29 protein-coding genes are annotated in these 26,363 nt (G+C 65.5%); 17 read left to right on the top strand and 12 right to left on the bottom strand.

Features of this window, described 5'->3' with window-relative positions:
• Positions 1–26: 26 nt before the first annotated feature.
• From CKJ82_RS01360 to CKJ82_RS01350, 3 genes are all read left to right on the top strand, one after another.
• Complete coding sequence (locus CKJ82_RS01360; protein WP_095536718.1) at positions 27–3,374, top strand: FtsK/SpoIIIE family DNA translocase; 3,348 nt, start codon at positions 27–29, stop codon at positions 3,372–3,374.
• Entirely contained in the window at positions 3,375–3,977 is a 603-nt protein-coding gene (locus CKJ82_RS01355) for a DJ-1/PfpI family protein (RefSeq protein WP_095536717.1), read from the top strand.
• Between the two features lie 184 nt (positions 3,978–4,161).
• Complete coding sequence (locus CKJ82_RS01350) at positions 4,162–5,334, top strand: TerC family protein (protein ID WP_095536716.1); 1,173 nt, start codon at positions 4,162–4,164, stop codon at positions 5,332–5,334.
• 31 nt (positions 5,335–5,365) lie between these two features.
• Here the strand turns inward: CKJ82_RS01350 and CKJ82_RS01345 are convergent, their stop codons facing one another.
• A complete protein-coding gene (locus CKJ82_RS01345) occupies positions 5,366–5,659 on the bottom strand; it encodes a YciI family protein (protein ID WP_095536715.1) in 294 nt (97 codons plus the stop codon).
• A 46-nt stretch (positions 5,660–5,705) separates the two neighbouring features.
• Here CKJ82_RS01345 and pgsA point away from each other — a divergent pair, with 46 nt between their 5' ends.
• From pgsA to CKJ82_RS01325, 4 genes are all read left to right on the top strand, one after another.
• A complete protein-coding gene (gene pgsA / locus CKJ82_RS01340) occupies positions 5,706–6,245 on the top strand; it encodes a CDP-diacylglycerol--glycerol-3-phosphate 3-phosphatidyltransferase (RefSeq protein WP_233127046.1) in 540 nt (179 codons plus the stop codon).
• A complete protein-coding gene (locus tag CKJ82_RS01335; protein ID WP_095536713.1) occupies positions 6,235–6,729 on the top strand; it encodes a CinA family protein in 495 nt (164 codons plus the stop codon). The genes pgsA and CKJ82_RS01335 overlap by 11 nt, the downstream gene beginning before the upstream one ends.
• A gap of 8 nt (positions 6,730–6,737) precedes the next feature.
• Positions 6,738–7,118, top strand: a complete 381-nt coding sequence (locus CKJ82_RS01330; protein ID WP_095536712.1) for a helix-turn-helix domain-containing protein — start codon at positions 6,738–6,740, stop codon at positions 7,116–7,118.
• Positions 7,119–7,188: 70 nt separating this feature from the next.
• Positions 7,189–8,046 carry a PspA/IM30 family protein gene (locus CKJ82_RS01325; RefSeq protein ID WP_095536711.1) on the top strand — a complete coding sequence of 286 codons (858 nt, stop codon included), beginning with the start codon at positions 7,189–7,191 and terminating at the stop codon, positions 8,044–8,046.
• Positions 8,047–8,103: 57 nt separating this feature from the next.
• On the opposite strand, the gene CKJ82_RS01320 is transcribed toward CKJ82_RS01325, so the two are convergent.
• Genes CKJ82_RS01320 through CKJ82_RS01310 form a run of 3 tightly spaced genes read right to left on the bottom strand, consistent with a single transcriptional unit; the run spans position 8,104 to position 9,997 of the window.
• Positions 8,104–8,715, bottom strand: a complete 612-nt coding sequence (locus CKJ82_RS01320; protein ID WP_205691348.1) for an energy-coupling factor transporter transmembrane component T family protein — start codon at positions 8,713–8,715, stop codon at positions 8,104–8,106.
• A complete protein-coding gene (locus CKJ82_RS01315; protein ID WP_095536709.1) occupies positions 8,715–9,404 on the bottom strand; it encodes an energy-coupling factor ABC transporter ATP-binding protein in 690 nt (229 codons plus the stop codon). Before CKJ82_RS01315 ends, CKJ82_RS01320 begins: the two co-directional genes overlap by 1 nt.
• The gene (locus tag CKJ82_RS01310) at positions 9,404–9,997 is read right to left on the bottom strand and encodes a biotin transporter BioY (protein ID WP_095534759.1); all 594 of its coding nucleotides are present in this window, start codon (positions 9,995–9,997) and stop codon (positions 9,404–9,406) included. Before CKJ82_RS01310 ends, CKJ82_RS01315 begins: the two co-directional genes overlap by 1 nt.
• Before the next feature lie 74 nt (positions 9,998–10,071).
• Here CKJ82_RS01310 and CKJ82_RS01305 point away from each other — a divergent pair, with 74 nt between their 5' ends.
• The 3 genes from CKJ82_RS01305 (at position 10,072) to recX (ending at position 12,312) form a co-directional block, all read left to right on the top strand.
• Complete coding sequence (locus CKJ82_RS01305; RefSeq protein ID WP_095536708.1) at positions 10,072–10,287, top strand: DUF3046 domain-containing protein; 216 nt, start codon at positions 10,072–10,074, stop codon at positions 10,285–10,287.
• A 247-nt stretch (positions 10,288–10,534) separates the two neighbouring features.
• A complete protein-coding gene (gene recA / locus CKJ82_RS01300) occupies positions 10,535–11,689 on the top strand; it encodes a recombinase RecA (RefSeq protein ID WP_095277290.1) in 1,155 nt (384 codons plus the stop codon).
• The gene (gene recX, locus CKJ82_RS01295) at positions 11,689–12,312 is read left to right on the top strand and encodes a recombination regulator RecX (protein ID WP_095536707.1); all 624 of its coding nucleotides are present in this window, start codon (positions 11,689–11,691) and stop codon (positions 12,310–12,312) included. Before recA ends, recX begins: the two co-directional genes overlap by 1 nt.
• 39 nt (positions 12,313–12,351) lie before the next feature.
• On the opposite strand, the gene CKJ82_RS01290 is transcribed toward recX, so the two are convergent.
• The 4 genes from CKJ82_RS01290 to gluA form a co-directional block, all read right to left on the bottom strand.
• Positions 12,352–13,290: an amino acid ABC transporter permease gene (locus CKJ82_RS01290; protein ID WP_095536706.1), complete on the bottom strand. Its 939-nt coding sequence runs from the start codon at positions 13,288–13,290 to the stop codon at positions 12,352–12,354.
• On the bottom strand, positions 13,290–13,976 hold the full coding sequence (gene gluC / locus CKJ82_RS01285; protein WP_095534755.1) for a glutamate ABC transporter permease GluC: 687 nt from the start codon (positions 13,974–13,976) through the stop codon (positions 13,290–13,292). Before gluC ends, CKJ82_RS01290 begins: the two co-directional genes overlap by 1 nt.
• Before the next feature lie 71 nt (positions 13,977–14,047).
• Complete coding sequence (locus CKJ82_RS01280; RefSeq protein ID WP_095536705.1) at positions 14,048–14,923, bottom strand: glutamate ABC transporter substrate-binding protein; 876 nt, start codon at positions 14,921–14,923, stop codon at positions 14,048–14,050.
• Between the two features lie 50 nt (positions 14,924–14,973).
• Positions 14,974–15,702: a glutamate ABC transporter ATP-binding protein GluA gene (gluA, locus tag CKJ82_RS01275; RefSeq protein ID WP_165765357.1), complete on the bottom strand. Its 729-nt coding sequence runs from the start codon at positions 15,700–15,702 to the stop codon at positions 14,974–14,976.
• A 156-nt stretch (positions 15,703–15,858) separates the two neighbouring features.
• On the opposite strand from gluA, the gene miaB reads away from it, so the two are divergent.
• From miaB to CKJ82_RS01260, 3 genes are all read left to right on the top strand, one after another.
• On the top strand, positions 15,859–17,445 hold the full coding sequence (miaB, locus tag CKJ82_RS01270) for a tRNA (N6-isopentenyl adenosine(37)-C2)-methylthiotransferase MiaB (protein WP_420838540.1): 1,587 nt from the start codon (positions 15,859–15,861) through the stop codon (positions 17,443–17,445).
• Between the two features lie 45 nt (positions 17,446–17,490).
• Positions 17,491–18,192 carry an Rv2732c family membrane protein gene (locus tag CKJ82_RS01265; protein WP_240510638.1) on the top strand — a complete coding sequence of 234 codons (702 nt, stop codon included), beginning with the start codon at positions 17,491–17,493 and terminating at the stop codon, positions 18,190–18,192.
• Between the two features lie 91 nt (positions 18,193–18,283).
• On the top strand, positions 18,284–18,448 hold the full coding sequence (locus tag CKJ82_RS01260; RefSeq protein WP_095277275.1) for a glycerol dehydrogenase: 165 nt from the start codon (positions 18,284–18,286) through the stop codon (positions 18,446–18,448).
• On the opposite strand, the gene CKJ82_RS01255 is transcribed toward CKJ82_RS01260, so the two are convergent.
• Together CKJ82_RS01255 and CKJ82_RS01250 are read right to left on the bottom strand one after the other, a co-directional pair.
• A complete protein-coding gene (locus CKJ82_RS01255) occupies positions 18,445–19,566 on the bottom strand; it encodes a GNAT family N-acetyltransferase (RefSeq protein ID WP_240510637.1) in 1,122 nt (373 codons plus the stop codon). The genes CKJ82_RS01260 and CKJ82_RS01255 overlap by 4 nt on opposite strands.
• The gene (locus CKJ82_RS01250; RefSeq protein WP_165765351.1) at positions 19,566–20,975 is read right to left on the bottom strand and encodes a DUF349 domain-containing protein; all 1,410 of its coding nucleotides are present in this window, start codon (positions 20,973–20,975) and stop codon (positions 19,566–19,568) included. The genes CKJ82_RS01255 and CKJ82_RS01250 overlap by 1 nt, the downstream gene beginning before the upstream one ends.
• A gap of 195 nt (positions 20,976–21,170) precedes the next feature.
• On the opposite strand from CKJ82_RS01250, the gene CKJ82_RS01245 reads away from it, so the two are divergent.
• The 4 genes from CKJ82_RS01245 to CKJ82_RS01230 are packed head-to-tail and all read left to right on the top strand — an operon-like array spanning position 21,171 to position 24,730.
• Positions 21,171–21,818, top strand: a complete 648-nt coding sequence (locus CKJ82_RS01245) for a hypothetical protein (RefSeq protein ID WP_240510636.1) — start codon at positions 21,171–21,173, stop codon at positions 21,816–21,818.
• The gene (gene miaA / locus CKJ82_RS01240) at positions 21,815–22,753 is read left to right on the top strand and encodes a tRNA (adenosine(37)-N6)-dimethylallyltransferase MiaA (RefSeq protein ID WP_095536701.1); all 939 of its coding nucleotides are present in this window, start codon (positions 21,815–21,817) and stop codon (positions 22,751–22,753) included. Before CKJ82_RS01245 ends, miaA begins: the two co-directional genes overlap by 4 nt.
• Positions 22,750–23,616, top strand: coding sequence for a diaminopimelate epimerase (gene dapF, locus CKJ82_RS01235; RefSeq protein ID WP_095536700.1), 867 nt, complete (start codon positions 22,750–22,752; stop codon positions 23,614–23,616). Before miaA ends, dapF begins: the two co-directional genes overlap by 4 nt.
• A 22-nt stretch (positions 23,617–23,638) precedes the next feature.
• On the top strand, positions 23,639–24,730 hold the full coding sequence (locus CKJ82_RS01230; RefSeq protein ID WP_133063989.1) for a hypothetical protein: 1,092 nt from the start codon (positions 23,639–23,641) through the stop codon (positions 24,728–24,730).
• Between the two features lie 22 nt (positions 24,731–24,752).
• Here CKJ82_RS01230 and CKJ82_RS01225 read toward each other — a convergent pair whose 3' ends face one another.
• Together CKJ82_RS01225 and CKJ82_RS01220 are read right to left on the bottom strand one after the other, a co-directional pair.
• Positions 24,753–25,268, bottom strand: coding sequence for a hypothetical protein (locus tag CKJ82_RS01225; protein WP_095277264.1), 516 nt, complete (start codon positions 25,266–25,268; stop codon positions 24,753–24,755).
• A 116-nt stretch (positions 25,269–25,384) separates the two neighbouring features.
• Positions 25,385–26,176 carry a hypothetical protein gene (locus tag CKJ82_RS01220; protein WP_095536698.1) on the bottom strand — a complete coding sequence of 264 codons (792 nt, stop codon included), beginning with the start codon at positions 26,174–26,176 and terminating at the stop codon, positions 25,385–25,387.
• Positions 26,177–26,363 lie beyond the last annotated feature (187 nt).

Below are 26,363 nucleotides of genomic sequence, written 5' to 3'. Positions count from 1 at the left end.
TGACTCGAGGTATTAGAGTGACAGCCATGTCTGTCAAAAATTCCGCACCACGCTCAACGCGTCCCCGCTCGAGCGGGTCGTCGACGCGGCGCAATGGCCCCGTGTCGCTGACGCACCCGCCGACATCATCAATGGTGGCCGCGGAAACTGCCGACGAGCGCGTCGGCTCGGCCACCAGCGTGGTCGGTCGCTCCATCGGCGCGGCAGCAAGCTCTGCGGCGCGCGGGGTGAGGGGCGTGTTCGGGGGCCTGTCCCGTCGCGTCAGCGGTGGCCGTGATGGTCGCGGTGGCCGCGGTGGCCGGTACGCCACCGACGAAGAACTCGACGACAGCTTTGACCCGTTTGATGATGAAGAGGAGCACGTGCAACAACGCACCCGTACGAGGAGCGCAAAGCGATCCGCCCGCCGCGGCGACGACCATAACAACTACGCCGACCACAACGACTACGACGATTATGACGATCGTGGCGAGCAGGCCGAACTCGGCGACGACGGCAGGGGCCTCCCGCGGCGCGGTCGTGACAGCATAGCCGAGCACGCGGATGCGTGGGGACTACTCCTTATTGGCCTCGCCGCAGTCATCGGTGCATCGGTGTGGCTGGACATTGCCGGTCCGATCGGCGAGCTCATCGCCACAGTGACCCACTGGGTAATCGGCGCTGGCGCGCTCATCCTGCCGGTCCTCCTCGTCGGGATCGCCATCGCGTTGATGCTCAATGTGCGCACGCCGCGGGACGTCCGCAACCGGGTCTCGCTGGGCCTGGGCATTATCGCGGTGGCCATGCTCGGACTCGTCCACGTCTTCGCCGGCAACCCCGCAGATTGGGAGACGCGCCGCATCGCCGGAGGTGTCATCGGCGCATACACCGGCGGCCTTTTGGCCAAGGGCTTCTCCTCGTACGTTGCGATCCCGCTCCTCGCACTCGTGATCGTGTACGGCGCGCTGAAAACCACCGGTATTACCGTGCGCCAGGCGTACGACTACGTCGTCGCGCGCATTTCCGAGCTTTTCGACGCCACCAGAAACCCAAGCGATGACGACGTTGACGATGAGGACGCTGACGGCTTGGACGACGATTTGTACGGCCACGTCGAACGGGACCTGGACGACATCGCCGAAGGACGCGAGCGCCGCTACAACCGTCGGCCCGCGCAGCGACGGGAACGCCCCGCCCGATCTGACCGCGCTGACCGGTCCGACCGCGAGGAGGCGCGCCGAGAGCGTCTGCGCCGAACCCGCCCGCGCCGCCGCACGCCGATGGACAACTACCCGACGGACGAGCAGCACTCCGATCCGACCGAGGCGTTCGACCGACAGCGGGTGGACGACTTCGGCGAACCGGTCACGGAGGCCTTCGACGCTCCTGCCGAGCCCGAGGTGCACGACGATCCTTCCCCGGCGTCTTCGAAGCGTGGCACCACCCGCGCACGCAAACACAGTGACGACGGGGAGACCAAGGTCCTGAAGCGCACCGCGGAAGCTGCGGGCAGCGTTGCAGGCGCTGCAGCCGGGGCCGCAGGCGCGGCGAAGGCTGCAGGGGCCGCAGGTTCCACTGCGGCGGCGGGCGCTGCTGCTGGCGCGGGCGCTTCCGTGGCGGGTGCCGCCGCTGAGGCAGCCGGTGACGCAGTGAGCAACTCCCGCGAAGCCGTGCGCAAGGCGATCGTCGCCCGCTCCGGTGTCGACGCGTCCGCAGTTCCGGCCTCGACCCCGAAGTCCGAGGTGGAGGTAGCAAGCGTCGACCCGGCGCAGCAGCGTGCGCGCAAGATTCAGCGCAACTCGGACTATGCGCTGCCGTCGACAGACTTGCTCATCCAGGGCAGCGCTCCGAAGACGCGGACCGAGGCGAATGACCGCATGATTGAGGCGATTACGGACGTCTTCGAGGAGTTCAAGGTCAACGCCCAGGTCACCGGATTTTCGCGCGGCCCGACAGTGACGCGCTACGAGGTCGAGCTCGGCCCAGGCGTGAAGGTGTCAAAGATTACCAACCTGCAGTCCAACCTTGCGTACGCCGTGGCCACGGACAACGTACGCCTCCTCACCCCGATCCCGGGCAAGTCCGCCGTGGGCATCGAGGTGCCGAACCGCGACCGCGAGATGGTCCGATTGCGCGACGTGCTCGACGCGCCGAAGGTGGCTACCGACGAGGACCCGATGCTTATCGGCCTGGGCAAGGACATCGAGGGCGACTTCATCGCGTCCTCGGTGCAGAAGATGCCGCACCTGCTGGTGGCCGGCTCGACCGGTTCCGGTAAGTCCGCCTTCGTCAACTCGATGCTGGTGTCGCTGCTCACCCGCGCGACCCCGGAGGACGTCCGCCTGATCCTCGTGGATCCCAAGATGGTCGAGCTGACTCCGTACGAGGGCATCCCGCACCTGATCACCCCGATCATTACGCAGCCGAAGAAGGCCGCGGCCGCCCTCCAGTGGCTGGTCGAGGAGATGGAGCAGCGCTACCTGGACATGAAGCAGGCGCGCGTGCGCCACATCAAGGACTTCAACCGGAAGGTCCGCAGCGGCGACATCCAGGCACCGCCCGGATCGGAGCGCGAGATGCGCCCGTACCCGTTCATCGTGTGCGTGGTCGACGAGCTCGCCGACCTGATGATGACCGCACCGAAGGAGATCGAGGAGTCGATCGTGCGCATCACGCAGAAGGCGCGTGCAGCCGGCATCCACCTGGTGCTCGCGACGCAGCGCCCCTCCGTGGACGTCGTCACCGGCCTGATCAAGACCAACGTGCCTTCGCGCCTCGCGTTCGCTACCTCCTCGCTGACTGACTCCCGCGTCATCCTGGATCAGGGCGGCGCCGAGAAACTCATCGGTATGGGCGACGGCCTGTTCATCCCGCAGGGTGCCGGCAAGCCGCAGCGCATGCAGGGCGCCTTCGTCACCGACGAGGAAATTCAGGCTGTGGTCGACGCCGCCAAGTCTCAGGACGAGCCCGACTACGTCGAGGGTGTCACCGAGGAGAAGCAGGCAGAGAAGAAGGTCATCGACGACGACATCGGCAAGGATCTCGATGACCTCCTGGAGGCCGTCGAACTAGTCGTCACCTCCCAGCTCGGCTCGACGTCAATGCTGCAGCGCAAGCTGCGCATCGGCTTCGCCAAGGCGGGCCGACTCATGGACCTCATGGAGTCCCGCGGCGTCGTCGGCCCGTCCGAGGGCTCGAAGGCCCGCGAAGTGTTGGTCAAGCCCGAGGAATTGGAGACCATCATCTGGATGATCAAGGGTGCGGACCCCGCGGAGGCGCCCAAGGAGCAGTCGCTTGACGACGCCGCGTCGTCGCCAAGCGACGCCCCGGACGCATCGGGTGACGACACCCGCACGGTGGAGGCGACCTACAACCCGACTGGCGGGGCGTTCTAGATGTCGCACCGTAGCTCGAGGAGATTCTCGATCGTCCTGTTTGAGGAATTCGAACTCCTCGACGTGGCTGGGCCGTTGGAGATATTGTCCAAGGTTGAAGGGTGGGACACCGAGCTACTCTCGCCGGATGGGAGACCGGTGGGCGCGTCCCAGGGTGTGCGATTCGAGGTCGATGGCTCCTACGCGCAGAAAAGCGGCGACGTGCTCCTTATCCCCGGAGGGCTCGGGACGCGAACGCTTGCCCGTGACGAGGAATTTCTTCGAAATCTCACCTCGATGGCGAACGGCGCGAGCGTCGTCATGTCGGTGTGTACGGGCTCGGCCTTGCTCGCCGCAGCGGGACTCCTTGAGGGATATGCGGCAACCAGCAACAAGCGGGCATTTGCATGGGCCACTGGCTTCGGGCACGAAATCGACTGGCGCAAATCTGCCCGGTGGGTGCATGACCGCGACCGATGGACGTCTTCTGGAGTGTCGGCCGGGACGGATATGGCGGCGGCATTCGTCGCAGCCGAGTGTGGAGTGGATGTGGCGCGCGAGGTTGCTTCCGCTATCGAGCTCCGCCTGAACCTTGACGCTGACGAGGACCCGTTCGCGGTGTAGCCGTGACTCGCGCGGCGCACAGGGTGGTGTATTGTTGGACGAGCTTGGAGGGGAGTACCCCGTAAGCGCCTGGACCGTCAACACGGAAGCGTCGGTAAGCGATTGCCCCGGTCTGGGCCGCCCCGCGCTGGGTGGGGGAGACCTCCGGTCATCTTTGTTCGAACTCTGACCGGAGGATATGTCTATGCATGTGCCCCTGTATATCTGGCTCATCACCTCAGCGGTGATTCTCGGCTTCTTCGTCTTTGACTTCGTCTCGCACGTGCGAAATGCGCACGAGCCCACGATGAAAGAGTCCGGAGGTTGGGCCGCCTTCTACATGACGATGGCCGCAATCTTTGGCGGCATCGTTTGGTGGCTCTGGGACGCCGAGCACGGCGTACAGTTCTTCACGGGCTACATCACCGAGCTTTCACTGTCGGTGGATAACCTGTTCGTGTTCGCCTTGATTATGGGCGCGTTTAAAATCCCTCGGGCCTACCAGCAAAAGGTGCTGCTGATCGGCATCGTCATGGCGCTGGTCTTCCGCCTCCTGTTCATCCTGCTGGGCGCGGTGATCATCGAGGCCTGGTCGGACGTGTTCTACCTGTTCGCAGCTTTCCTGATCTACACGGCGATCAAGCTCGTTTACGACGAGGCGACAGACCAGCCCGACGAAGACCCGAATGACATGTTCGTGGTGAAGACGCTGCGCAAGGTCATTCCGGTGACCAAGTCCTACCACCGTGACCGACTCGTGTCGAAGACTGAGGCGGGGAAGAAGGCAGTGACCCCACTGTTTGTGGCGCTGCTGTCCATCGGTTTTATCGACGTGATGTTCGCGTTCGACTCCATTCCGGCTATCTTCGGTATCACTCAGGAGTCGTTCCTGGTCTTCACCGCAAACGCCTTCGCGCTGCTGGGCCTGCGTCAGCTGTACTTCCTGCTCAACGGCTTGCTGGACAAGCTCGTGTACCTGCCGTACGGGCTCGCGATCATCCTGGGCTTCATCGGTGCAAAGCTGCTCCTGCATGCACTGCACGAGAACAACCTGCCGTTCATTAACGGGGGCGAGGGCCTGGCCGTACCGGAGGTTGGCACTGTGGCCTCGCTGGTGGTGATTGTGGGCGTGCTCGCGGTCACTGCGGTGGCTTCAATCCTCAAAGATCGGGCCGACGTAAAGGCCGGCAAGGTGGATCCGAACGAGATGAGCTACCACATCGACTACGATGACCACGGCAACCGCCGCAAGGTGGACAAGCACGGTCACCACATCGAGTGGGTCGATGATCCGGCTACCTCCGGCAAGGGCGATCACACCGCCACCGGTTCGCGGGAGACGGATCACCTGCACGTCGCCCGCGGCGGTAAGAAGTAGGGACGAGGGCGTCCCGAGCGGAAACGCCGGCTTACTTCCCGGCGAAGATATTGCTCACCGGGTTCCACTCGTGGACCTCGCGGGACGCGAGCGCGGACTTCTCGGTGTAGGGGTCCGCGTCCATAATTTCCTCGGCGTCCGCGACCGTGGCGGTGTCCGGCAGCTGCAGGATGATGAGTGCCTGCTCGTCGCCCGCGTACGGGCCGGAGCCGACGATCCGCCCCAGCGACAGCTGGCTGGCGATGAATTCTCGGTGGGCGGGGCGGGTGGCGTCGACAAGCGCCGTGTCCTCGCCGTAGGTATAGGTAAACGCAAAATACTTCATGGGTGGCAGTCTAGGCCACGGCGAATGGGTAGGTAGGCTGGTTTTTGTGAAGACTCAGTCCAATTGGAATCTGCCGAACGCTCTGACGTCGCTGCGAATTCTGTTTATCCCCGTGTTTGCGTGGCTTGTGCTCACGCAGCACTGGTGGTGGGCCTTTTGCCTGTTCGTGGCGCTCATGATCACGGACAAGCTCGACGGTGACATCGCCCGCGCGCGCAATATTGTCACCGACTTTGGCAAGATCGCGGACCCGATCGCGGACAAGGCGCTGATGATCACCGCGCTGGTGACGCTCAACATCGCCAGCTCCTTGCCCGTCTGGATCACGGTGGTCATCATCGTCCGCGAGCTTGGCATCACGTTCTGGCGCATGTGGATGCTGCGCCAGGGCCACGTCGTTCCAGCTTCCAAGGGCGGCAAGCTCAAGACGGTGCTGCAGACCGTCGGCGTGGGCATGTACCTGTGCCCGCTGCCCGGATGGATGGACATCCCGACGCTTACGGTCATGCTCATCGCCGTTGTGGTTACCGTGGTCACGGGCGTGCAGTACCTCGTGGACGCGCGAAAGGCCAACAATGGAGCGTGAGCTCGTCGCATTGCTTATCGACGCCCCCGCCACCCTCGCCTTCTGCGAATCCCTCACCGCAGGCCTCGCGGCCGCGACCGTGGCGCAGGTGCCGGGCGCTTCCGCAGTGCTGCGGGGTGGCCTGGTCACCTACGCGACGGACCTGAAGGAGTCGCTGGCTGGGGTACCGCACGCGGTGCTGGAAGCGAACGGCCCCGTTAGCCCCGTCACGGCGCGCGCCATGGCCGAAGGCGCGCGCCGAGTCTGTGGTTCGGACTACGGCGTCGCGCTGACTGGCGTTGCCGGACCCAACCCGCAGGACGGGCACCCGGTTGGCGAGGTGTGGGTCGGCATCGCGGGTCCGCGTCGGAGCTTCGCCCTGGCCGCGGGTGGCACCGAGCAGCTTCGCGGTTCACGCCAGGAAATCCGCGAGGCGGCGGTGGGCGCGGCGCTGTCGGCCCTGTACAACGAAGTCCGGGAACAAACACAAGGGGAGGACCGTTAGTACTCGTGATGGCAACTACAACTCTCGTACATGAATCACCGATGATCCGGCCCGCCGCGCTCGACGGCGCGGCTGGGCGCTCCCTCGCCCCGGAGGTGCAGGAGCGCGAGCCGCTGCTGCGCGAGGCCCTCGGCATGTCGCTGCGCGCCTACCGCGCCGATAAGGGCGTGACGCTGCGCGAGCTGGCAAAGCAGGCGCGTGTGTCCTCTGGCTACCTCTCCGAGCTGGAGCGCGGCCGCAAGGAGGTCTCTTCTGAGCTGCTCGCGGCCATCTGCACCGCGCTGGATACATCGGTGGCGGAGCTGCTGATGGAGGTCGTGGCGAACATGTCGCTGCACTCCATTCAGGAGGAATTGGCAACAACTTCACCGGCCGCAGCGGAAGCATAACTCGGCCCAGCGCACTAGAGTGTTGGATTATTAGTGTGAATGACTGGTAACGAAAGGTTCTTTAAGTATCATGGCTAACCCGTTTGCGAAGTTCTGGAACTACCTCATGGCGCTCTTTGACAACAAGATCGAGGAGAACGCCGATCCGAAGGTGCAGATCGAGCAGGCCATCGGTGAGGCACAGCGCCAGCACCAGGCGCTTTCGCAGCAGGCTGCGGCGGTGATTGGTAACCAGCGCCAGATCGAGATGCAGCTGAACCGCCGCCTGGAAGAGGTGGAGAAGCTGCAGGCGAACACCAAGCAGGCGCTGCAGCTGGCGGACAAGGCCCGCGAGGGCGGAGACGCCCAGAAGGCGCAGGAGTACGAGAACGCCGCCGAGGCCTTCGCAGCCCAGCTGGTCACCGCTGAGCAGAGCATTGAGGAGACGAAGCAGCTGCACGACCAGGCGCTGCAGCAGGCCACCCAGGCCAAGCAGGCCGTTGAGCGCAACGCTGCGCACCTGCAGCAGCAGGTGGCAGAGCGCTCCAAACTGCTCAGCCAGCTGGAGCAGGCGAAGATGCAGGAGAAGGTCTCGGAGACCATGCAGTCCATGAACTCCATCACCGCCTCCGGCCCGAACCTGGATCAGGTGCGCGACAAGATCGAGCGCCGCTATGCAAAGGCACTCGGCTCCGCCGAGCTGGCAGAGAACTCCGTCCAGGGCCGTATGGCCGAGGTCGAGCGCGCCGGCATCCAGATGGCGGGTCACGGCCGCCTCGAGCAGATCCGCGCGGAGATGTCCGGCGAACTGTCTTCCGGCTCCAAGCCTGCCATCGAGCAGAACGCGCAGGGGGCAGCCGGCAATGCGCAGGGCGGAGCAGGCAACGGCGCGAACGTCAGCGACGACGCTGTCGCGCAGCGCATGCGTGAGCTTCGCGGCGAGAACTAAGGAGGGCGCCGGCGCGAGAGCGTGGCGCAAACGTCCCCATTGATGGCCCGGGCGCGGTTAATCTACCGCGCCGCGGGCCATCAGTGCTTCTCCGATCATGCGCGCTCGCAAGACGGCACGAATCACCAGAGGAATGCCAAACGCGGTGACGGAGAGCCCGAGCCCACGCGCCTTGCGCGCTTCCAGAACCTCATTGGCTGTTGCCAGCATGAGTGGGACGAGCCTGATCGTCAAGGCGATGGCGAGGCTGATTGTGTTTACGGGAACCCCGAAACGCTGGAGTGGCGCAAGGTTGCGATCAAGCGCGTCTAAAAGCGCCTCCACCGTGGTGGTGAGCGTGAGTAGATTCGCTGCGGCGATTGTGGACAAGAGCCCGAAGAACGTGGCGGCAGCTGAGGCGAGACCGTTTTGCCACCAGAGAAACGCGGAGAGGAACGCCAACAGGGGGAGCACTGGCAGCGCCTGCTCCGCTGCAATGCGCGGCGGGATGGCCGCCACGGCGTAGAGGGCGACCACAAGCCCGAGCGCGGCGAGTGCGTGCCACGGGCGCGTGGGGAGCAATGTGACGGAGATGATGAAGACCAGCAGCGTGACGAACTTCGCCGTCGGATGCGCGCGGTGCAGCACCGAGTCGCCGGGGACGTAGACGCCGAGGGGGAGCGTACGGATCACGATGTCTGCTCCATGAGCTCGGTGTAGAAAGCGATCGCTTCGTCGGGGTTCCCGTCGTACGCCAGCTCGCCGTCATTTATGCAGATGACTCGGTCGAAGCCGCGCAGCATGTCCAGGTCGTGGGTGATGACGATCAGCTGCTGGTCCAGCGCGTCAAGCTCCCTGATGATGCGGCGTCGGTTCCGCAGGTCCAGGAGGGTCGTTGGCTCGTCGGCGATGATCGTCTCCGGGTGGATTACCAAGACCGAGGCCAGTGCGAGAAGCTGTTTTTCGCCGCCGGAAAGTGTGTGCGGGGACGACTCAGCCTTGTCACTTAGACCGAATCGTTTGAGCGCTGCGTCGACGCGGTCGCGCACTTCTTGCCGGGGAAGTTTGAAGCGGCGAAGGGAAAATGCGACGTCGTCGCGCACACGAGGCATGACGATCTGCGACTCCGCGTCGGAGAACACAAAGCCCACGCGTTTGCGAATGGTTTTGCCGTCGGTGGAGGGTGACATGGCGTCGAAAAGCACCTGCCCCTCGGACGGCGTGATAAGGCCGTTGATGAGGCGGACGGTAGTGGATTTGCCGGATCCGTTGGAGCCAATGATGCCGATGCGGCGTTCCGTGAGCGTGAGGTTGAGGGGCGCGAGCACTGTGCGGCCGTCGTAGGAGACGGCGGCGCCGCGGAATTCGATGGTGGGCATTAGCGGCGGCGCATGTCGGGGAAGGCGGCGTGGACGGCGAGCGCGATGATGACCATGACGGCGATCTTCGCGGCATCGGCGGGCAAGAAGGGGACCTGGGCGAGCCATGCGGCACCGAAGGAAAGGTCGGCGCGGAGCATGAGTCCGAAGACGCCGAAGAGGTACTGCAGGGCGAGCCCGAGGTAGCCGGCGACGAGGAAGAGGATGACTCGTCCGGCTTTGGACGAGCGGAGCGCGGAGTAGGCGATCGCCCCGGCGACGGCCGCGGAGATGATGTAGCCGACGAGGTAGCCTGCGGTGGGGGATCCGAGCGCGTAGAGGGTGGTGCGACCTCCCGCGAGGACCGGGAACGCGAGCCCGATGAGCAGGATGAGGACGACGGAGGCGGTGCCGCGGCGAGCGCCGAGGACCAGGCCGGTGAGGATTGCGGCGGCGTTTTGCAAGACGATTGGCACGCCTGCGGTGCCGACGGGAATGGAGACAAAACCGAGGATCCAGAAAATGGCCGCGAACACGGCGATGTAGGCAATGTCGACGGCGGTGATACCGGGCTTGGACCCCGCAGTTGCTGCAGGGGTGGTGTGTGTACTCATGGGTGAAATCTTAGTGAACGCTGTTCAACTCGTTCGATGCGGGGAGAAAGCGGTGCGCGTGTAGGTTAGACGGCATGCGCTTGACGGAATTTCGGCAGTTGGTGGAAGACGAATTCGGCTCGGATCGCGCGGGTTGGATTATCCAATCCCAGGTGCTTTCCGCGGAGGGTGAGACGGCTGCAGAGATGATCGAAAGCGGGGTCGATCCCAAGGTGGCGTGGGAACGACTGTGTGACTCCTTTGACGTGCCGCAGGAGCGCCGCCTGGGCGTGGACCGGCCTGGGACGTAGCGCGTGGCCCGTTGTCGGCGGTGCGCCGTGGAGGGGGTGGACCCACTTGGGCGTCGCGACGTGTGCTCGAACACCTATGCGTGTATAGTCGTTGCGTGTCCGCGCCCTGCCGTAGAGTGCCAATCAGCGCCACAGGAGAAAAAGATTGGTGGCAGAGGGAACCGCACCCCTATGGTCGTGCGTCTAATAGATAAAGGGCGGCCACGGTGCCGCGTGCGAACCTACGAAAGACATAAAGGAGAACAACATGGCTGCGAAGAAGAAGGCTGCCGCGAATAGCGGCAACGAACGTCAAAACGCGCTCGATGCGGCGATGGCTCGGATTGAGAAGGACTTTGGCAAGGGCGCGATTATGCGTCTTGGAGACGATAACCGTCCGCCAATCCAGTCCATTTCTTCGGGCAATACTGCGATTGACGTCGCCCTCGGCATCGGAGGCTGGCCCCGCGGCCGTGTCGTAGAGATCTACGGGCCGGAATCCTCCGGTAAGACGACGGTGGCGCTGCACGCAATCGCGTCCGCCCAGCGCGCCGGCGGTATTGCCGCGTTCATTGACGCGGAGCACGCGCTCGACCCGGAGTACGCGCGCAAGCTCGGCGTGGACACCGATAACCTGCTGGTGTCCCAACCGGATACCGGTGAGCAGGCCCTGGAGATTGCGGACATGCTGGTGCGCTCCGGCGCCATCGACATCATCGTGATAGACTCCGTCGCGGCGCTGACGCCGAAGGCGGAAATCGAGGGCGAGATGGGCGACTCCCACGTCGGCCTCCAGGCCCGCCTGATGTCACAGGCGCTGCGTAAGATGACCGGTGCGCTGTACAACTCCGGCACCACCGCGATCTTTATTAACCAGCTGCGCGAGAAGATCGGTGTGATGTTCGGCTCGCCGGAGACCACTACCGGCGGTAAGGCGCTGAAGTTCTACGCCTCCGTGCGTTGTGACGTGCGTCGAATCCAGACCCTGAAGGACGGCCAGGATTCCATTGGTAACCGCACCAAGATGAAGATTGTGAAGAACAAGGTCTCGCCGCCGTTCAAGATCGCCGAGTTCGACATCATGTACGGCGAGGGCATCTCCCGCGAGTCCTCCATCATTGACCTCGGCGTGGACAACGGTATCGTCAAGAAGTCCGGCTCCTGGTTTACCTATGAGGGCGACCAGCTCGGCCAGGGCAAGGAGAAGGCCCGCAACTTCCTCAAGGACAACCCGGACCTGGCCAATGAGATCGAGGACAAGATCTTCCAGGCCCTCGGCGTCGGCGCGTACGCCAAGTCCAACAACAGCGAGGGCGATGAGCTTAGCGACGATCCCGTGGATATGGTCCCCAACGTCGACTTTGACGACGACGAGGTCGGCGACGGTGCCCCGGCCGGTGCGTCCGCCGCTGACGCGAAGTAGTGGCGGGCCCACGCGATCGGGGGCCGGCCCAGCCTGACCCGGAAAAACTTGAGCAGCTCAAGGAGGCCGTCGAGGCCTACGAACGCGGCGAGGGGAGCAACCAGCTCTTCGACCGTACCCGGGAGGAGGCCCTGGCCCCAGTGCGAAAGCGGGCGCTGGGGCTGCTCGACCAGCGGGCGCGCTCCCGCGACGAGCTGCGCTCCCGCCTCCTGCGCGCGGAGTTCGAGTCAGAGCTCGTTGAGGACGTTCTTGACCAGTTACAGGGTTCCGGGCTGCTCAACGACGCCGCGTTCGCCCACGAGTGGGTGCGGCAGCGCGCGAAACGGCGCGGGAAGTCATCGCGGTTCCTGGACAGGGAGCTGCAGCAAAAGGGCGTGGCTCAGGCCGATCGTGCCGAAGCCCTAGCGCAGCTCAGTGAAGCAGACGAGGAGGCCACCGCGCGGGCGGTGGCAGAGAAGAAGGCCCGCCAGGTGAGGCACCGCCCCGACGAGCGGGCCGAGTACGACAAGGTGTTGCGACGCATCGTCGGCGCGATGGCGCGCCGTGGCTTCCCCGAGGGGATGGCGCTGCGCCTGGGCCGCGAGGTGCTTGAGCAGCGCCTCGCGGAGCTCGAGGGGGAGTGAGTGACTTGGGGCGTGGCGTCGAGAGGCGATGCCCCGCGTCTACTCGTCGGGGTTGGCAACCTTGGTGTAGTTGGGGTTGTGCCAGTCCACGTTGACGTTGTCTTTGGTTTCCAGGCCCTGATTGTGCTCCTCGGGAACCTTGGCAAAGGGGTTGCGGCGCGCGCGACCTGCGCGAAGCTGGTGCTCAACGCGTGACGCCAAGCGGGTGAGCAGGAAGTTGATGGCGATCATGATGATTGCCACGACGATGAGCGCAGGGATGTAGTTCTTGTTCGCGGACGCGACCTGGGTGCCCGAACGGACAACTTCGATGTAGCCGATCTGGTAGCCCAGTGCCGAGTCCTTCAGCGCAATGACCATCTGAGAGATGAGCGCCGGCAGCATTGCGGCGACGGACTGGGGGAGCAGGATCTGCCACATGGTCTGCCAGTGCGACATGCCCAAGGCCTGCGCTGCCTCCGACTGCCCGCGCGGGAGCGACTTGATGCCGGCGCGAAGGATCTCGGCGATGACGGCGCCGTTGTAGAGCGTCAGCGCGATGACGACGGCCCAGAACGCGAGCCCTTTCGGAGGAACGATCTTGAATACCGCGAAGAGCTGGTACAGGAAGATCATGAGCATGAGCACTGGGATGGCGCGGAAGAACTCAATGATCACGCCGCACAACCAGCGCACCACCTTGGTTTGGGCGAGTCGGCCGAGGCCGAAGATCACGCCGAAGACGATGGCGAAGACGATGGAGAGCGCAGCTGCTTTCAGTGTGCCGAGGATTCCAGGCAAGATGTAGGTGGTCCAGGTGTTGGCCTGGACAAAGGGGGTCCACTTTGCGGCCTCGAGCTGGCCGTTGCTGGCGAGCGTGCTCATCACCCACCACGCGGCCGCAGCGAGGACGGCGATGGTGACAGCGGTGTAGATGTAGTTGCGTTTGACGGCGTTGGGGCCGGGGGCGTCGTAAAGAACTGTTGCGCGTACGGACATTAGCGCTTCACCGCCAATCGGTCAGAAAGCCAGCCCAGGGCGAGGCCCATCGGCAGGGTGAGGATGAGGAACCCGGCGGCGAAGACGCCGAAGACGACGAAGAGCTCGTTGGCGTGGAACTCGATCGTGGACTTCATCAGCAGCGATGCCTCGGCGACACCAATGACTGACGCGATGGTCGTATTCTTGGTCAGCGCGATCAGCGTGTTGCCCAGTGGCACGATCGCCGCGCGGACGGCCTGCGGGAAAATAATGAGCGAGAATATTTGCCCGAAGCTCAAGCCCAATGAGCGGGCAGCTTCGGCCTGGCCGAAGTGGACGGTGTTGATGCCGCTTCGGAGCGACTCGGCGACGAAACAGCTGGTGTACAGGATGAAGCCGAGCACCGCCAGGCGGAAGTTCTGGTCCGCGATGAACGTCGAGGAGTCCCTGCTGGCCAGTTCAAGCCCGAGGTTTTGGTACAGACCGAACGAGCAGAAGAGCACAACCAGGGTGAGTGGGGTGTTTCGCACCGTTTCGATGTAGGTGGTGGCGAGCCCGCGCAACACACCGACCGGCGAGACGCGCATTGCCGTCAGCAGCGTGCCTAAGAGCATCGCGCCGATGGCCGAATAGACGGTGAGCCGGATTGTGGTGAAAAATGCGGGCCAAAGCTTTGGCAGCAGGTCGGCCCATAGGGCGTCCATAGTTGACTCCTCGGTGCAGTGCGGTGAGTAGATTGGGGGCTGGCGCGGGGCGCGCGGGCGCGTGGGAGCGCCTACTGCTCCAGGAAGGACAGGTCGCCCGGCTTGTCCTGCTCGACACCTACGCCGCCCTCGAGGTTTTCGTTGACGAACGTGTCAAAGGAGCCGTCCTCGTACATAGCCTCGAGCGCGGTATTGATGGCGTCGACGGTTTCGGTGTCGTCCTTGGTCACGCCGATGCCGTAGTGCTCGTTGGTAAACGGCTCGCCGTCCTTTTCCAGCTCCACGACCTTGAAGTCGCCCGGGGACTGGGCCGCGTAGCCGCCCAAAATAGTGTTGTCTGTGGTCAGCGCGTCGACGTTGCCGTTGCGCAGCGCCTCGACGCACGAGGAGTAAGTGTCGTACTCCTGGAGCTGCACTCCGGGGAGCGCGTCCTTGACCTTCTGCGCCGGGGTGGAGCCGGTGACGGAGCACAGGATGCGGCCGTCAAGGTCATCCAGGCTGTTGATGTCATTACCCTCGCTGCGCACGAGCAGCCCCTGGTGGGTGAGCAGGTAGGGGCCGCCGAAGCTCACGGCCTCTGCGCGAGAAGAGTTAATGGAGTAGGTTGCGCCGATGGCGGCGACCTCGCCGTTTTGGATCAGGGTTTCGCGCTGCGCTGATGGGGTTTCGCGCCAGGTGATTTCAGGGTGCTCCCAGCCGTTCGCATCGGCGATGGAATTGACCACGTAGGTCATGATTTCCACGTCCAGGCCGGTCATGGAGCCGTCTGCTTCGCGCAGGCCGAGGCCCGGCTGGTCATACTTGGTGCCCAGGGTGACGTTGCCCGCCTCAATTTGGGCGAGTAGGCCGTCGCCGCTCTCGCTCGAGGTGCCGCCGCACGCGACGAGCATGGTGGCGGTGAGCGCTGCGATGGACGTGGTTGCCAGGGCGCGGAAGATGCGGTTCATAAGTGGTCTCCTTTGGGATTGGGATGAGGGGAAGGGAAGGGCGTAGGGGGTTAATGCGGAAGGATTTTGGCCAGGAAGTCCTTGGCACGATCCGACTGCGGGTTGGTAAAGAAGGATTCTGGGTCGGAGTCCTCCACAATCTCGCCGTCAGCCATGAAGAGGATCCGGTCCGCCACTTTGCGGGCGAAGCCCATTTCGTGTGTGACTACGACCATGGTCATGCCGGATGCAGCGAGTTCGCTCATGACGTCCAGGACTTCTCCCACCATCTCGGGGTCGAGGGCGGACGTGGGTTCGTCGAAAAGCATGACCTTCGGGTCCATGGCCAGGGCACGCGCGATAGCGACGCGCTGCTGCTGACCGCCGGAAAGCTGCGCCGGGTACTTGCCTGACTGGTTGCCAATGCCAACCCGGTCGAGCAGCTCGTTCGCGCGGTTGACTGCGTCCGATTTGCTGTGCTTGCGCACCTTGATGGGGCCGAGCGTGACGTTGTCACGGATGGTCAGGTGCGGGAACAGGTTGAACTGTTGGAACACCATGCCCACGTCGGCGCGCAGCTTGGCAAGGTCTTTCCCTTCCTCAGGAAGGAGCTTGCCGTCGATGTGGATCGAGCCTTCCTCGATGGTTTCGAGGCGGTTGATCGTGCGACACAGGGTTGACTTGCCGGACCCGGATGGGCCAAGCACGACGACAACCTCGCCTCTGGGAACGGTGAGATTGATGTCAGTCAGGGCGTGGAAGTCACCGAAATACTTCTGCACGCCCTCCATGAGAATCATGGGTTCAATAGCCTGTGTCATGCATATAACATTTAGCCGATGTGAGTGATCTGTGACATGCTTTTGTGAAACTTTGAGTAAACCTCCCCCAAACTGTGGGTAACTCGAGCGGCGCGGGTGGTGGAATTCCCGGTTATGCTGCGGGCGTTGGCGGCGATACACTGTGCAACCGTGACGCAGCAACAGAATCTTCAGGGGCAAGAAGTGACCAGCGGTGGAGCCGGTCGCACCTACGAGGTGCGCACCTTCGGCTGCCAGATGAACGTGCATGACTCGGAGCGGCTTTCCGGCATGCTTGAACGCGCCGGATACGTCGCCGCGGAGCAGGAGACCGAAGCCGACCTCGTGGTCTTTAACACGTGCGCGGTGCGCGAAAACGCGGACAAGCGCCTCTATGGCACGCTCGGCCAGTTGAAGAAGACCAAGGAAGCGCACCCCGGCATGCAGATCGCCGTCGGTGGCTGCCTGGCGCAAAAGGACCGGGACACGGTCCTGGAAAAGGCCCCCTGGGTCGATGCAGTGTTTGGCACCCACAACCTGTCGGCGCTGCCCGCGCTGCTGGACCGCGCTCGTGTGGAAGACGAGGCGCAGGTGGAGATCGTCGAGTCCCTCGAGGTCTTCCCGTCCGTACTGCCGGCGAAGCGCGAGTCCTCTTACGCGGGCTGGGTGTCCGTGTCCGTCGGCTGTAACAACACGTGCACCTTCTGCATCGTGCCGAGCCTGCGTGGCAAGGAAGCGGACCGCCGGCCCGGCGACATCCTGGCAGAGGTCCAGGCGCTGGTGGACCAGGGGGTGTCCGAGATTACGCTCCTGGGCCAGAACGTGAATGCGTACGGAGTGAACTTTGTCGACCAGGACCTGGAGCGCGACCGTTCCGCGTTTTCCAAGCTCCTGCGCGCCTGCGGCGACATCGAGGGGCTCGAGCGGGTGCGCTTCACCTCTCCGCACCCAGCCGAGTTCACCTCTGATGTCATCGACGCGATGGCGGAGACGCCGAACGTGTGCCCGCAGCTGCACATGCCGCTGCAGTCCGGCTCGGACAAGGTGCTCAAGGACATGCGCCGCTCCTACCGCACCAAGAAGTTCCTCGGAATTCTCGACGAGGTGCGTGAAAAGCTCCCGCACGCGGCGATCACCACCGACATCATCGTCGGCTTCCCCGGCGAGACCGAAGAGGACTTCCAAGGCACCCTCGACGTGGTGGAGCAGGCGCGCTTCAGCTCGGCGTTTACCTTCCAGTACTCGCCGCGCCCCGGGACCCCGGCCGCGGAGATGGAGGACCAGGTGCCGAAGGAGGTCGTGCAGGACAGGTTCGAGCGCCTCGTCGCCCTGCAGGAGCGTATTAGCGAGGAGGAGAACGCGAAGCTGGTGGGCACCGACCAGGAGCTGCTCGTCCAGGCCGACGGGGGCCGCAAGAACGACCGGACCCACCGCATGTCCGGCTGTGCCCGTGACGGCCGACTCGTGCACTTCACACCCGAGGGCAACATCAATGGCGAGATCCGCCCGGGAGACATCGTCCACGTGACCGTGACTGACTCCAAGCCCCACTTCCTCATCGCGGATTCGGGTGTGCGCTCGCACCGCCGCACCAAGGCGGGCGATAACTCGGCCGCAGGTGAGGTGCCCACCACGGCGCCGGTCGGGGTGGGCTTGGGCTTGCCGACGATCGGCCGCCCCGCCACTAACGCGGACCCCGCAACCGGCACCGCCGCAGCGGGCGGCGCGTGCGGCTGCAACTAGACTCACTGCCCGAACCACTTCCACGCACACTCATTGGAGGCCACTATGGCGCAGGCACCACACCCCGAGGACAATCGGCTCGCCGAGCAGAGCGCGGCCGCCCACACCTACAAGGGCGGCGATGCCAAGCAGGCCGCACGCGCCGAGAAGGCGGCGGGCGCGACCATCCCGGTCAACGCGGGGTTCTGGGTGCTTGCTGGCTGCGTCGTGGTGTACCTCATTGCACTCTTCCTCCCGTTTGCGGGCGGGGTGAGCGGCTGGCAGTTCGTGGGGGTTACGGAGGCGTCGGCAAGCGTTCAGGCGAAGCTCACGGAGACCGTGTTCCTGTGGCTGTCGCTGGCCGGGCTGGGCGTGCTCACGACGGTGGCGCTGGCCACCCGCCGCTTCGTCTTCGCCGCGCCCGCGTGGATGCTCACGACGGTCGCACTGTTTGCGTCTGTGCTCGCGCTGTGGCTTCGCCGCACAAGCGATGCGTTTGACCAGGGATTTCACCACGGCCCGGGCAGCTACCTGGCCATCCTCGCGGTTGCAGTGGCCACGTTCGCCTTCAGCCCGGTGATCACCCGCCGCGACGCAGCCCAGCGGGCGGCCGGTGAGCGCCGCGCGCTGCTCGACGACACCGACGACGTGGCCAAGGCCCAGCAGGAAGCCACCCGCCAGGCCCAGGGATACAGCGAGAACCCGCTGCTTATCGACGATCGCCGCGCCCGGGCCGCCGAACGCCACCGCAAACACCCCACGGACTAGGTGCACTGACCGGGGCCGACCCGCGCGGAGCGGAGAATCGGTATGGTGGAGAGCCGGACTTTACCTGTTCCACGCACGGAAGGACTTGTGTATGCGTTGGGTTGTTTCGATCGGCGGCGCCGTTGTCGGTGCCCTCTTTTTCGGGTGGCTGCTGCAGATGCTGGGCATCACCGGCATCCTCTACACCATTCTGGTGCTGGTCGGCTCGGCGGCAACGTCGTCCGCCGCGAACGCACTCTACCGGCCGCGCAGCTAATCCGTCTCCTCGAGCTTTTGCCACGCTGTCGTGGCGGAGGCAGACTCGGCGGAGAGCGCCCGCATGATGGATCCCGCAGCTGCGGAACCGGCGGGGTACGAGCAGTAGGCGGTCTCCAGGTCCTCCCACACATCCCGCGCGTGCTCGAGCGTGGCGCGAATGAGCCCCGCGCCGAGGCCGCGACCGCGATGCTCGGGCAGCACGTAGACGAGCCCAAGCTCGCAGACCTTCGGGTCATCCGAAAGGTAGCGGACAACCTCGCATAGTCCGGCGATCTCGCCCGCGGCACGAACGATCCCAGTGAGCTGCACACCGCCGCGGTCGGTCAGCCTGGCACCCGCGTCAGTGATGCGCTGGAGGTCCCACTCGATGGTTTCCAGGCGCAGGTCGCCGCGCGGGTAGTCGCGTGAGGCTGCGGTAAGCAACCGGCCGAATTGCTGCGCCTCGCCCGGCGCGCCGGTGCGGTTCGTGCGGAACCCGGGGCCTTCCACGACATGGATGTCACCGGCGGGAGTGGGGAGTGCCGAGATGTGCTCGACCGGGAACGTCGCCTGATCCTCGCGGAACGCGGGCGCGTAGCCGAATTCCTCGGCGGCCGGTGGGGTAAATTCGCCCGGCGCATGGGTTACCCAGATGTGTCTGGTGGGGCGCTCGAGTTGGGTCGACAGGGCGTCGACAAGCGAGAGTGCGGCACGCCATGGTTCGTCCGGGATGGGTTCTCCTGGCAGGGGTGCGATCGCGGCGTCAAGGGTGATGTTTGCCTCGATGACGGTGAGGTCCTCGAGGAGCGGCAGGGAGACGAAGACCCACGCCTGGACGTGCTCGAGGTCGTCTGCGAACAACTCGGGGTATCCGAGGTCGGTGACGGGGCGCGGTGCACGCGCATCTGTGAGCGCGAAGAGGTACGCAGCGGACTCAGCGGACGGCTCGAGGCGTTTCGCAATGTGCGACGCGGTGACGCCTGAGGTGGCCATGCCGGTGATGTCCTGGATGGCAAGGGTGGCGGAGAACGCGTACGCCCCGACGACGGCGGCCGCCGCGTCGTGTGCCGCGTTGTCTGCGGCAGCGTGCGGAGTGTGGGCGTCGGGGCGGGGCGCGAAGAGTTGCGGGGCGAGCACTAGTTGTCGTTGACCGCCTTGGACGCCACGTCGGCGAACTCCTGCCATTGGGCGGCCTGCTCGCGCAGCTCTGTGGCCTTGTTCGCGTCACCCTGCTGCTCTGCAGCCTCAGCCTGCTTGGTCAGGTCATCTGCCTTGACCTGGAACTGGTTTGCCTTGGCCTGTGCTGCCGGGTCGGTCTTGCGCCAGCGGGATTCCTCTGCATCTGCGACGCGCTGCTCGAGCGCGCCGATCTTGTCCTCGTACTCGCGGACCTTTCCGCGGGGGACGTAGCCAATCTCATCCCACTTGTCCTGCAGCTCGCGCAGCTTCGCCTTGGCGCCGCCGAGGCCCTTCGACGGGTCAATGAGCGGCTCGTATTCTGCGATGAGCGCGTCCTTGGCCTGGGCGTTCGCTGCAAACTCGCGGTCTCGTTCGGCGTTGACGGCGTCGCGGGCGCCGAAGAACTTGTCTTGTGCCGCCCGGAACTTGGCCCACAGCTTGTCGTCGGCGTCGCGTGGGGCGCGTCCGGCCGCCTTCCACTCCTTCATGAGGTCGCGGTACGCGCGCGCGGTCTCGTTCCAATCGGTGGAGTCCTGCAGGGCCTCGGCGCGCACGACCAGCTCCTCCTTGGCGCGCTTGGCGGCGGCGCGGTTGCGGTCCAGCTCGGCGAAGTGGGAGCCGCGGCGACGGTTGAACGCGTCGCGGGCGCGCGAGTAGCGCTTCCACAGCTGGTCGTCCGTCTTGTGGTCGATGCCGCGAATGGTGCGCCACTCTTCGAGGATGGCGCGAATGCGATCGCCCGCGGCCTTCCACTCATTGGAGTTTTCGGCGAGCTCCTCCGCCTCCGCCGCGAGCGCCTCCTTCCTGGCGATGGCGTCGGCGCGGCGCTGCGCCTTCGCCTCCTGGGCCTGTTGGCCGGCGACGTACGATGCCGCGATGACCGCGTCCAGTCGCGCGTCCAGGGCGTCCAGGTCGCCGATGACCGCCTGCTCGTCCAGCGTCGACTTCAGCGCCTCGGCCCGCTGGCGAAGCTGCGCGGCGTCGTCCGGGTGGGCTGCCAGGCGGGATTCGATCAGCTCGACCTCGGTGACCAGGTCGTCGAAGCGCTGGCCGTAGTGCGCCAGGCCTTCCTCCGGTGTCCCTGCCTGCCAGGAGCCGATTTGGCGCTCCGTGCCACCGCGCGTGACAAAGACCGCGCCGTGCTCATCGATGCGACCAAACTTGGACGGGTCAGCGGTGGGCACCGCGGGCGCCTTCGGCGGGACGGGGGACGGGGTGGCAGCCTGCGGGTTTGCGGAACCAGGCACGGGACCGGGCTTGGGCGAGCGGTTCGGCATCGCGGCCGGTGAAGGTTTCACGCCCGGCTTCGGAGCGGGGGTCGCCCCGGGCTTCGGAGCTGGCTTCGGTGTCTGGTCCGAGGTGGTCATTGCAGGTCCTTTCCCTACGTTCAAAGTGCCGCGCGACGCGGCTGCCAGTGCCACGCGGCGTCCGTTGTAGGGCGCCGCGTGGCGAGTGCTTCCTCAAACTTTACAGGGGTACCGGCAGCTGCGCGGCCAAACCTTGCTCCGGGAGCGGACCTCCCACCCGGTTGCGCGCCGAGCACGCCAACTAGAGTGGTGCGGGTGAAACACAGCGCACAGGTCCTCATCATGCCGGGGTCGCCGGCCCTGGTTGACGCCCTCGCCGGGGCCCACGAACCCTCCCGGCGGGTGCTCGGCGCGATCGGCACGGCGGTTGGGCAGGCGGTAGACGCCCTCGGCGCCTCAGGTGCCCGAGAAACAGCGGCGACCATTGACATTGTCTGCCCGCGCAACCAGAAGCACTACACCGCCCATACTGGCTCCTTCGCCGCGTGGGGCGCACCACAGGTCAGCGTCGGCGAGGGAAACTACCTGCCGGAGCTCGTCGCCCGCTACGCGCTCGCGCAACCCTCGCTGGCCGGCCGGAGCACCCGCGTGCGTGAGGTGCGCAGCCACGTGGGAGCACCTGACCCAGGCGTGCTCACCATCGTCGTGGCGGACGGGTCGGCGGGCCTGACCGAGCGCGCGCCGCTCGCGCTCATCTACGGAGCTCCGGAACTGCACCGCGCAATGGAGCGTTTCGCCGACGGCGAGGACGTCGCGCTGCCCGAAAACTTGGAGGAGCTTGGCGTGCTCGAGCCGGGGCTGTGGTTCGAACTCGCCCGGCTCAACCGGGTGAGCAGCCAGTTAGTTGATTCGGACGCGTCGCTCGGCGTCGGCCGCTACGTCGCGCTGTGGGAGGTCGCATGACTCACGCACCCGAGAGCTCGGTCAGCCCGATCGCTGTCGTTGGCCCCACGGCGTCCGGAAAGTCCGACCTGGGCATCGCGCTCGCCTCGCACGTCGGCGGGGAAGTGGTCAACGTCGACTCCATGCAGCTCTACCGGGGTATGGACATCGGCACCGCCAAGCTCGGCCCCGACGAGCGCGGCGGCATCCCACACCACTTGCTGGACATCTGGCCCGTCACCAAGACCGCGTCCGTGGCCGAGTATCAGGCACTCGCCGTCGCCACCGTTGAGGAGATCATGGCGCGCGGCAAGGTCCCCGTCCTCGTCGGCGGTTCGATGCTGTACGTGCAGTCGCTTATCGACGCCTGGACGTTCCCGCCCACCGACCCCGCAGTTCGCCAAAAGTACGAGGACCGCAGGCTCGCCATCGGCACCGACGCGCTGCACGACGAGCTCGCCGCGATCGACCCCGAAGCCGCCCGCGTCATCGAGGACAAGGACCCGCGACGCACGGTGCGCGCGCTCGAGGTCATCGAGCTGACCGGGAAGCCCTTCCAGGCGTCCCAGCCGCCAAAGGACGCGCCGCCGCGCTGGGGGACACGCATCGTGGGGCTGCGCACGAACGCCGAGTGGCTCAACCCGCGTGTGGAACAACGCGCGCACCTCATGTTCGAGCGCGGCCTCATCGACGAGGTCGAATCGCTCATCGGTGACGGGCTCGTCCGCGACTCCACCGCCGGGCGCGCCATCGGCTACGCCCAGGTCCTCGACATGATGGCAGGCAAGCTTTCCCACGACGAGGCCGTCGAGCGCACGGTGACCGGCACGCGCCGCTACGTGCGCCGCCAGCGTTCGTGGTTCAACCGGGACCACCGCATCGCGTGGCTCGACGCCGCGTCGGGAGAGACGCTTGACCAGGCGCTGGGCGCGCTGCGTCTAGACTCGCAACCATGACTCAGCCGCAACAGTTCATCAAAGCCCACGCGACAGAAAATGACTTTGTCGTACTCGTAGACGTCGACAATCAGCTCGACCTCGCCCCCGAACAGGTTGCCTGGCTGTGCAACCGCCGCGCCGGGATCGGCGGCGACGGCCTGCTGCGCGTCGTGCGTATCGACGGCACCTGGTTCATGGACTACCGCAACGCCGACGGCTCGATCGCTGAGATGTGCGGCAACGGCATCCGCGCATTCGCCCACGTGCTCAAGGCCGAGGGCCTCGAACCCGCCGACGACTTTGACGTGCACACCCGCGCAGGAGTGAAGCACATCCACGTCGTGCGCTTCGACGAGCGCGACGCCGTCGTTGCCGTCGGCATGGGCACCGTGCGCGCTGGGGCTGACTCGTGGGCGACCATCGGATCGCGCACCTTCGAAGGCGTCGCCGTCGATGTGGGAAACCCGCACCTCGCTGCGGTCGTACCCGGCATGACCCCTGAGGAACTCGCAGCCATGGAGCTGTCCGCTCCCGAGTTTGACGCTGCCGTGTTCCCGGAGGGCGTCAACGTGGAGCTCCTCACCGAAGCGCGCGACGGACAATGTTCCATGCGCGTCTGGGAGCGTGGCGTAGGAGAGACCCGCTCCTGCGGGACCGGCACCGTCGCCGCCGCAACCGCCGCGCTGCGTGCCGCGGGCGAGACGGCTGGGACCGTCACCGTGCGCGTCCCCGGCGGTGCGGTGGAAGTTGCAATCAGTGAAGACTCAGCAAATTCGGAGCAAACCGCGCGCATGACGGGCCCCTCGCGTATCGTGGCACACGGAGACCTCATCCTTCCCGGTCCCGCTGCGGACGCCGTTTCTCCCTCCGGCGCGCAGTAGAAGCTCGTTGAAAGTAGCCGCAATGCACCCAGCCTCGTTCGCACGTCCGCTTCACGACGATCACCGGGACACCAAGCGACCCAGCTCCCGGCGGCTTGCCAGCGCGGCGGTCGCGCTGAGCGCAGCGGCCCCGATGGCCGCAGTGGTTGCAGTGGCCGCAGTGGCGCCACCCGCGAACGCCGCCGATGTCGGCCCGCTGGAGGACTCGGGGCTGCTGGGCGCGCAGTCTTGCTTTGTCAGCCTCACCGAAGACGAGGCCAAGGCGTATGCGTTGTATGACACCGTGGCGTTGGAGCGGCTCTTCATCGTTGCGAGTAAAACCACGCTCACGCCCGAACAACTCAAGCGCCTCGATGCGTTAGCAGCAAACGAGTCCGTGGTAGAGACCTTGATCAGCTACGAAAACTTTACCGACGTCGCCCCGGACGTCGAAGCAGCATACGAACGCGCAGTTGCGTCGCTCGAGGACGCATACGGCCCCGATACGGCTGGAACAATCACGGACATCGTCGCGGCGCAAGCCCGAACCGACGCGTACTTGCAGCGCGTGGAGTCCGGGAGGGCAAATTCGTGGGAGTTCGAGCTCTTCCCGGGAGAGACCGCAAACGCAGCGTGGGCCGAAATGGGCTACGAAGGATGGGATGAGTTCGCCCAGAACCCGGGCAAGGTTTTCTCCGCTAATGAACAGCTGGACCTGACGCAGGACCAGATCAGGAGGTTTAACGAGGAAGCACCGCGCGTCGTCGACCTCCCCGCAGCCATCGCCTACGAGCGCGCAAACGTCGCCGCGACGAAGCAGGCAGACAAGGCGTGCGCGCAGGGCGGCAACGTGACGGTCCGCTTCCCCACGGAAGCGGACGTGAACCAGCAAGGAGGCGTCGGCACGCGTCACGGCGACGGTCCTGCACCCGCAGGTGAGCCCCAGGTCGACACCGCGGCGCCCCCAGCGGCCCCGGCGAGAGCAGGAAACACGGAGCAGGCCAGCTCGGCGGGCAAGGCAGTTGCCATTGCACTTGGGGTGCTCGCCGCGCTCGGGCTCCTCGCCGGCGGCGCAGTCGCAGTCGCGCCTCGGCTGGGCATTACACTGCCGCCGCAGCTGCAGCAGTTGCTGTAGGCGGGGGAGTGCGCTCGCGGCGCTACGCGGGCCCGATCTGGCGTGCGACGCGCCGGGCGTCGTCCCACGCTTCGGAAAGCTCGAGCGCGCGCTCGTCGGCAATGCCAATGAGCTTTTCTAGCTGGAAGCGGTCAATGTCCGGGGATTCCAGGTAGCCGTCAATGCGCGCGATGAAGCGGCGCGCCGAGGAGGTGCGCAGCAGGAACTCGCTGATGGCGTGCTGCGAGACGTCGCCGTTGGCCAGCGCCGGGTAGTGCAGCGTGCGATCTGCGACGGACTGCGTGGACGTGCCGTACTTGAGGTCGTCGTAGCTTTGGAGGATCTCCTCCATGTCGTCGCGCGCGATGCGCAGCGACGCCTTCAGCGACGCGATCTCCGGATTCGTGTCGTACCGGCGGTGTATCGCGAGCGCGAGCGGGATGAGGAGCAGCGTGAGCATGAGCCCTGGGAGCCGGAGGAAGATCACCAGCAGGACCGCCACTGCGAACAACAGAGCGCCCCACAAGGCGCGGAGTAAGTCTTTTCGTGATGGATCCATGTGCGGTCACCTCCTCGATCGGCGTGTGGGGACCATGTCAACGGGGTCACCGGGGTCAACGGGGTCAACGGGGTCGCCGGGGTCAACGGGGTCGCCGGGACCGAATGTCTGTATTCCTAGTGCCCACCGCAGCCACAGGAACCGCCACAGCCGCCACACCCGCCGCCGCTCGGAGCGGGGATGGAGCCGGCGAGCACCGCGGTACCGGCGATGACGGAGTCGCGTTGCGGGAGCTCGCCGTCCGGCAGGCACACGTCGAAGGGGAAGGCGCCATCCACGGACGCGTGGATGAAGCGCTGGCCGGTCAGCTCGGAGGTGCGGTATTCCGCGTCGAGGACGCGTGCGGAAAGCTGCGCCGCTGCGTCGGGGGTGGTGGCCGCGCCGTTGCCCACGGCTTCCGCACCAGGGGAGGTCACGGCGCCGAGGACTGCACCCGGGTTGGCCGCCAGGTACGCGTCGGTGGAATCGAAACGCTGCTGGTCCAGCATCAGTGCGGTGATGCCCAGCTCCTGCCACTGGAGCGTCGGCTCGTCGACGATCAGCGGGCCCTGCGCCAGATTCACGGTAACGGAGGAAATGGTGTTACCGTGCGGATCAACAACGTCGGCCAGTGCGACGACGTCATTGAGCGGGGTGATGTGCGCAAACGTGCGCGTTTGCGACGCAAAGCCAGCGAAGGTGGCAAACGGCTCAACAGCCAGGATGTTGAGCTGCGCGCCCGACGGGTCGCCGTACTGAATCAGCTGCCCGCCACGGACCTCGCCCGTGACTTCGAGGCGGTTGGTGGCGATTGCCTGCTCGACTGCTTCCTGCCACTTGGAAAAACCGAGGCCGATCGCAGCAAGGTCCTGGTGGGCGCCGTTGCTCGCGGTGGCCGCTTGGGCTCGGGTACTCAGAGTTTCGCTCATGGAGCACAGCCTAGTCGGCGAATGCACCGGGGTGAGAACTGCGGGGTCGCGGTGGCGTCGCAAAGCACTGTGCGCACGGAATGATCCGCATGCACACGGTGTTGGAAGAAACACGTAAACTACAACGTAAGCATTCTTCGGAATGCGCTGGGCGCGCGAACCCACGCGGCCCGGAAGTTCTGACCAG

Source organism: Corynebacterium gottingense, from assembly GCF_002285125.1.
In the GTDB taxonomy this organism is placed as follows: domain Bacteria; phylum Actinomycetota; class Actinomycetes; order Mycobacteriales; family Mycobacteriaceae; genus Corynebacterium; species Corynebacterium gottingense.
This window is presented reverse-complemented; position numbering and strand designations above follow the sequence as displayed.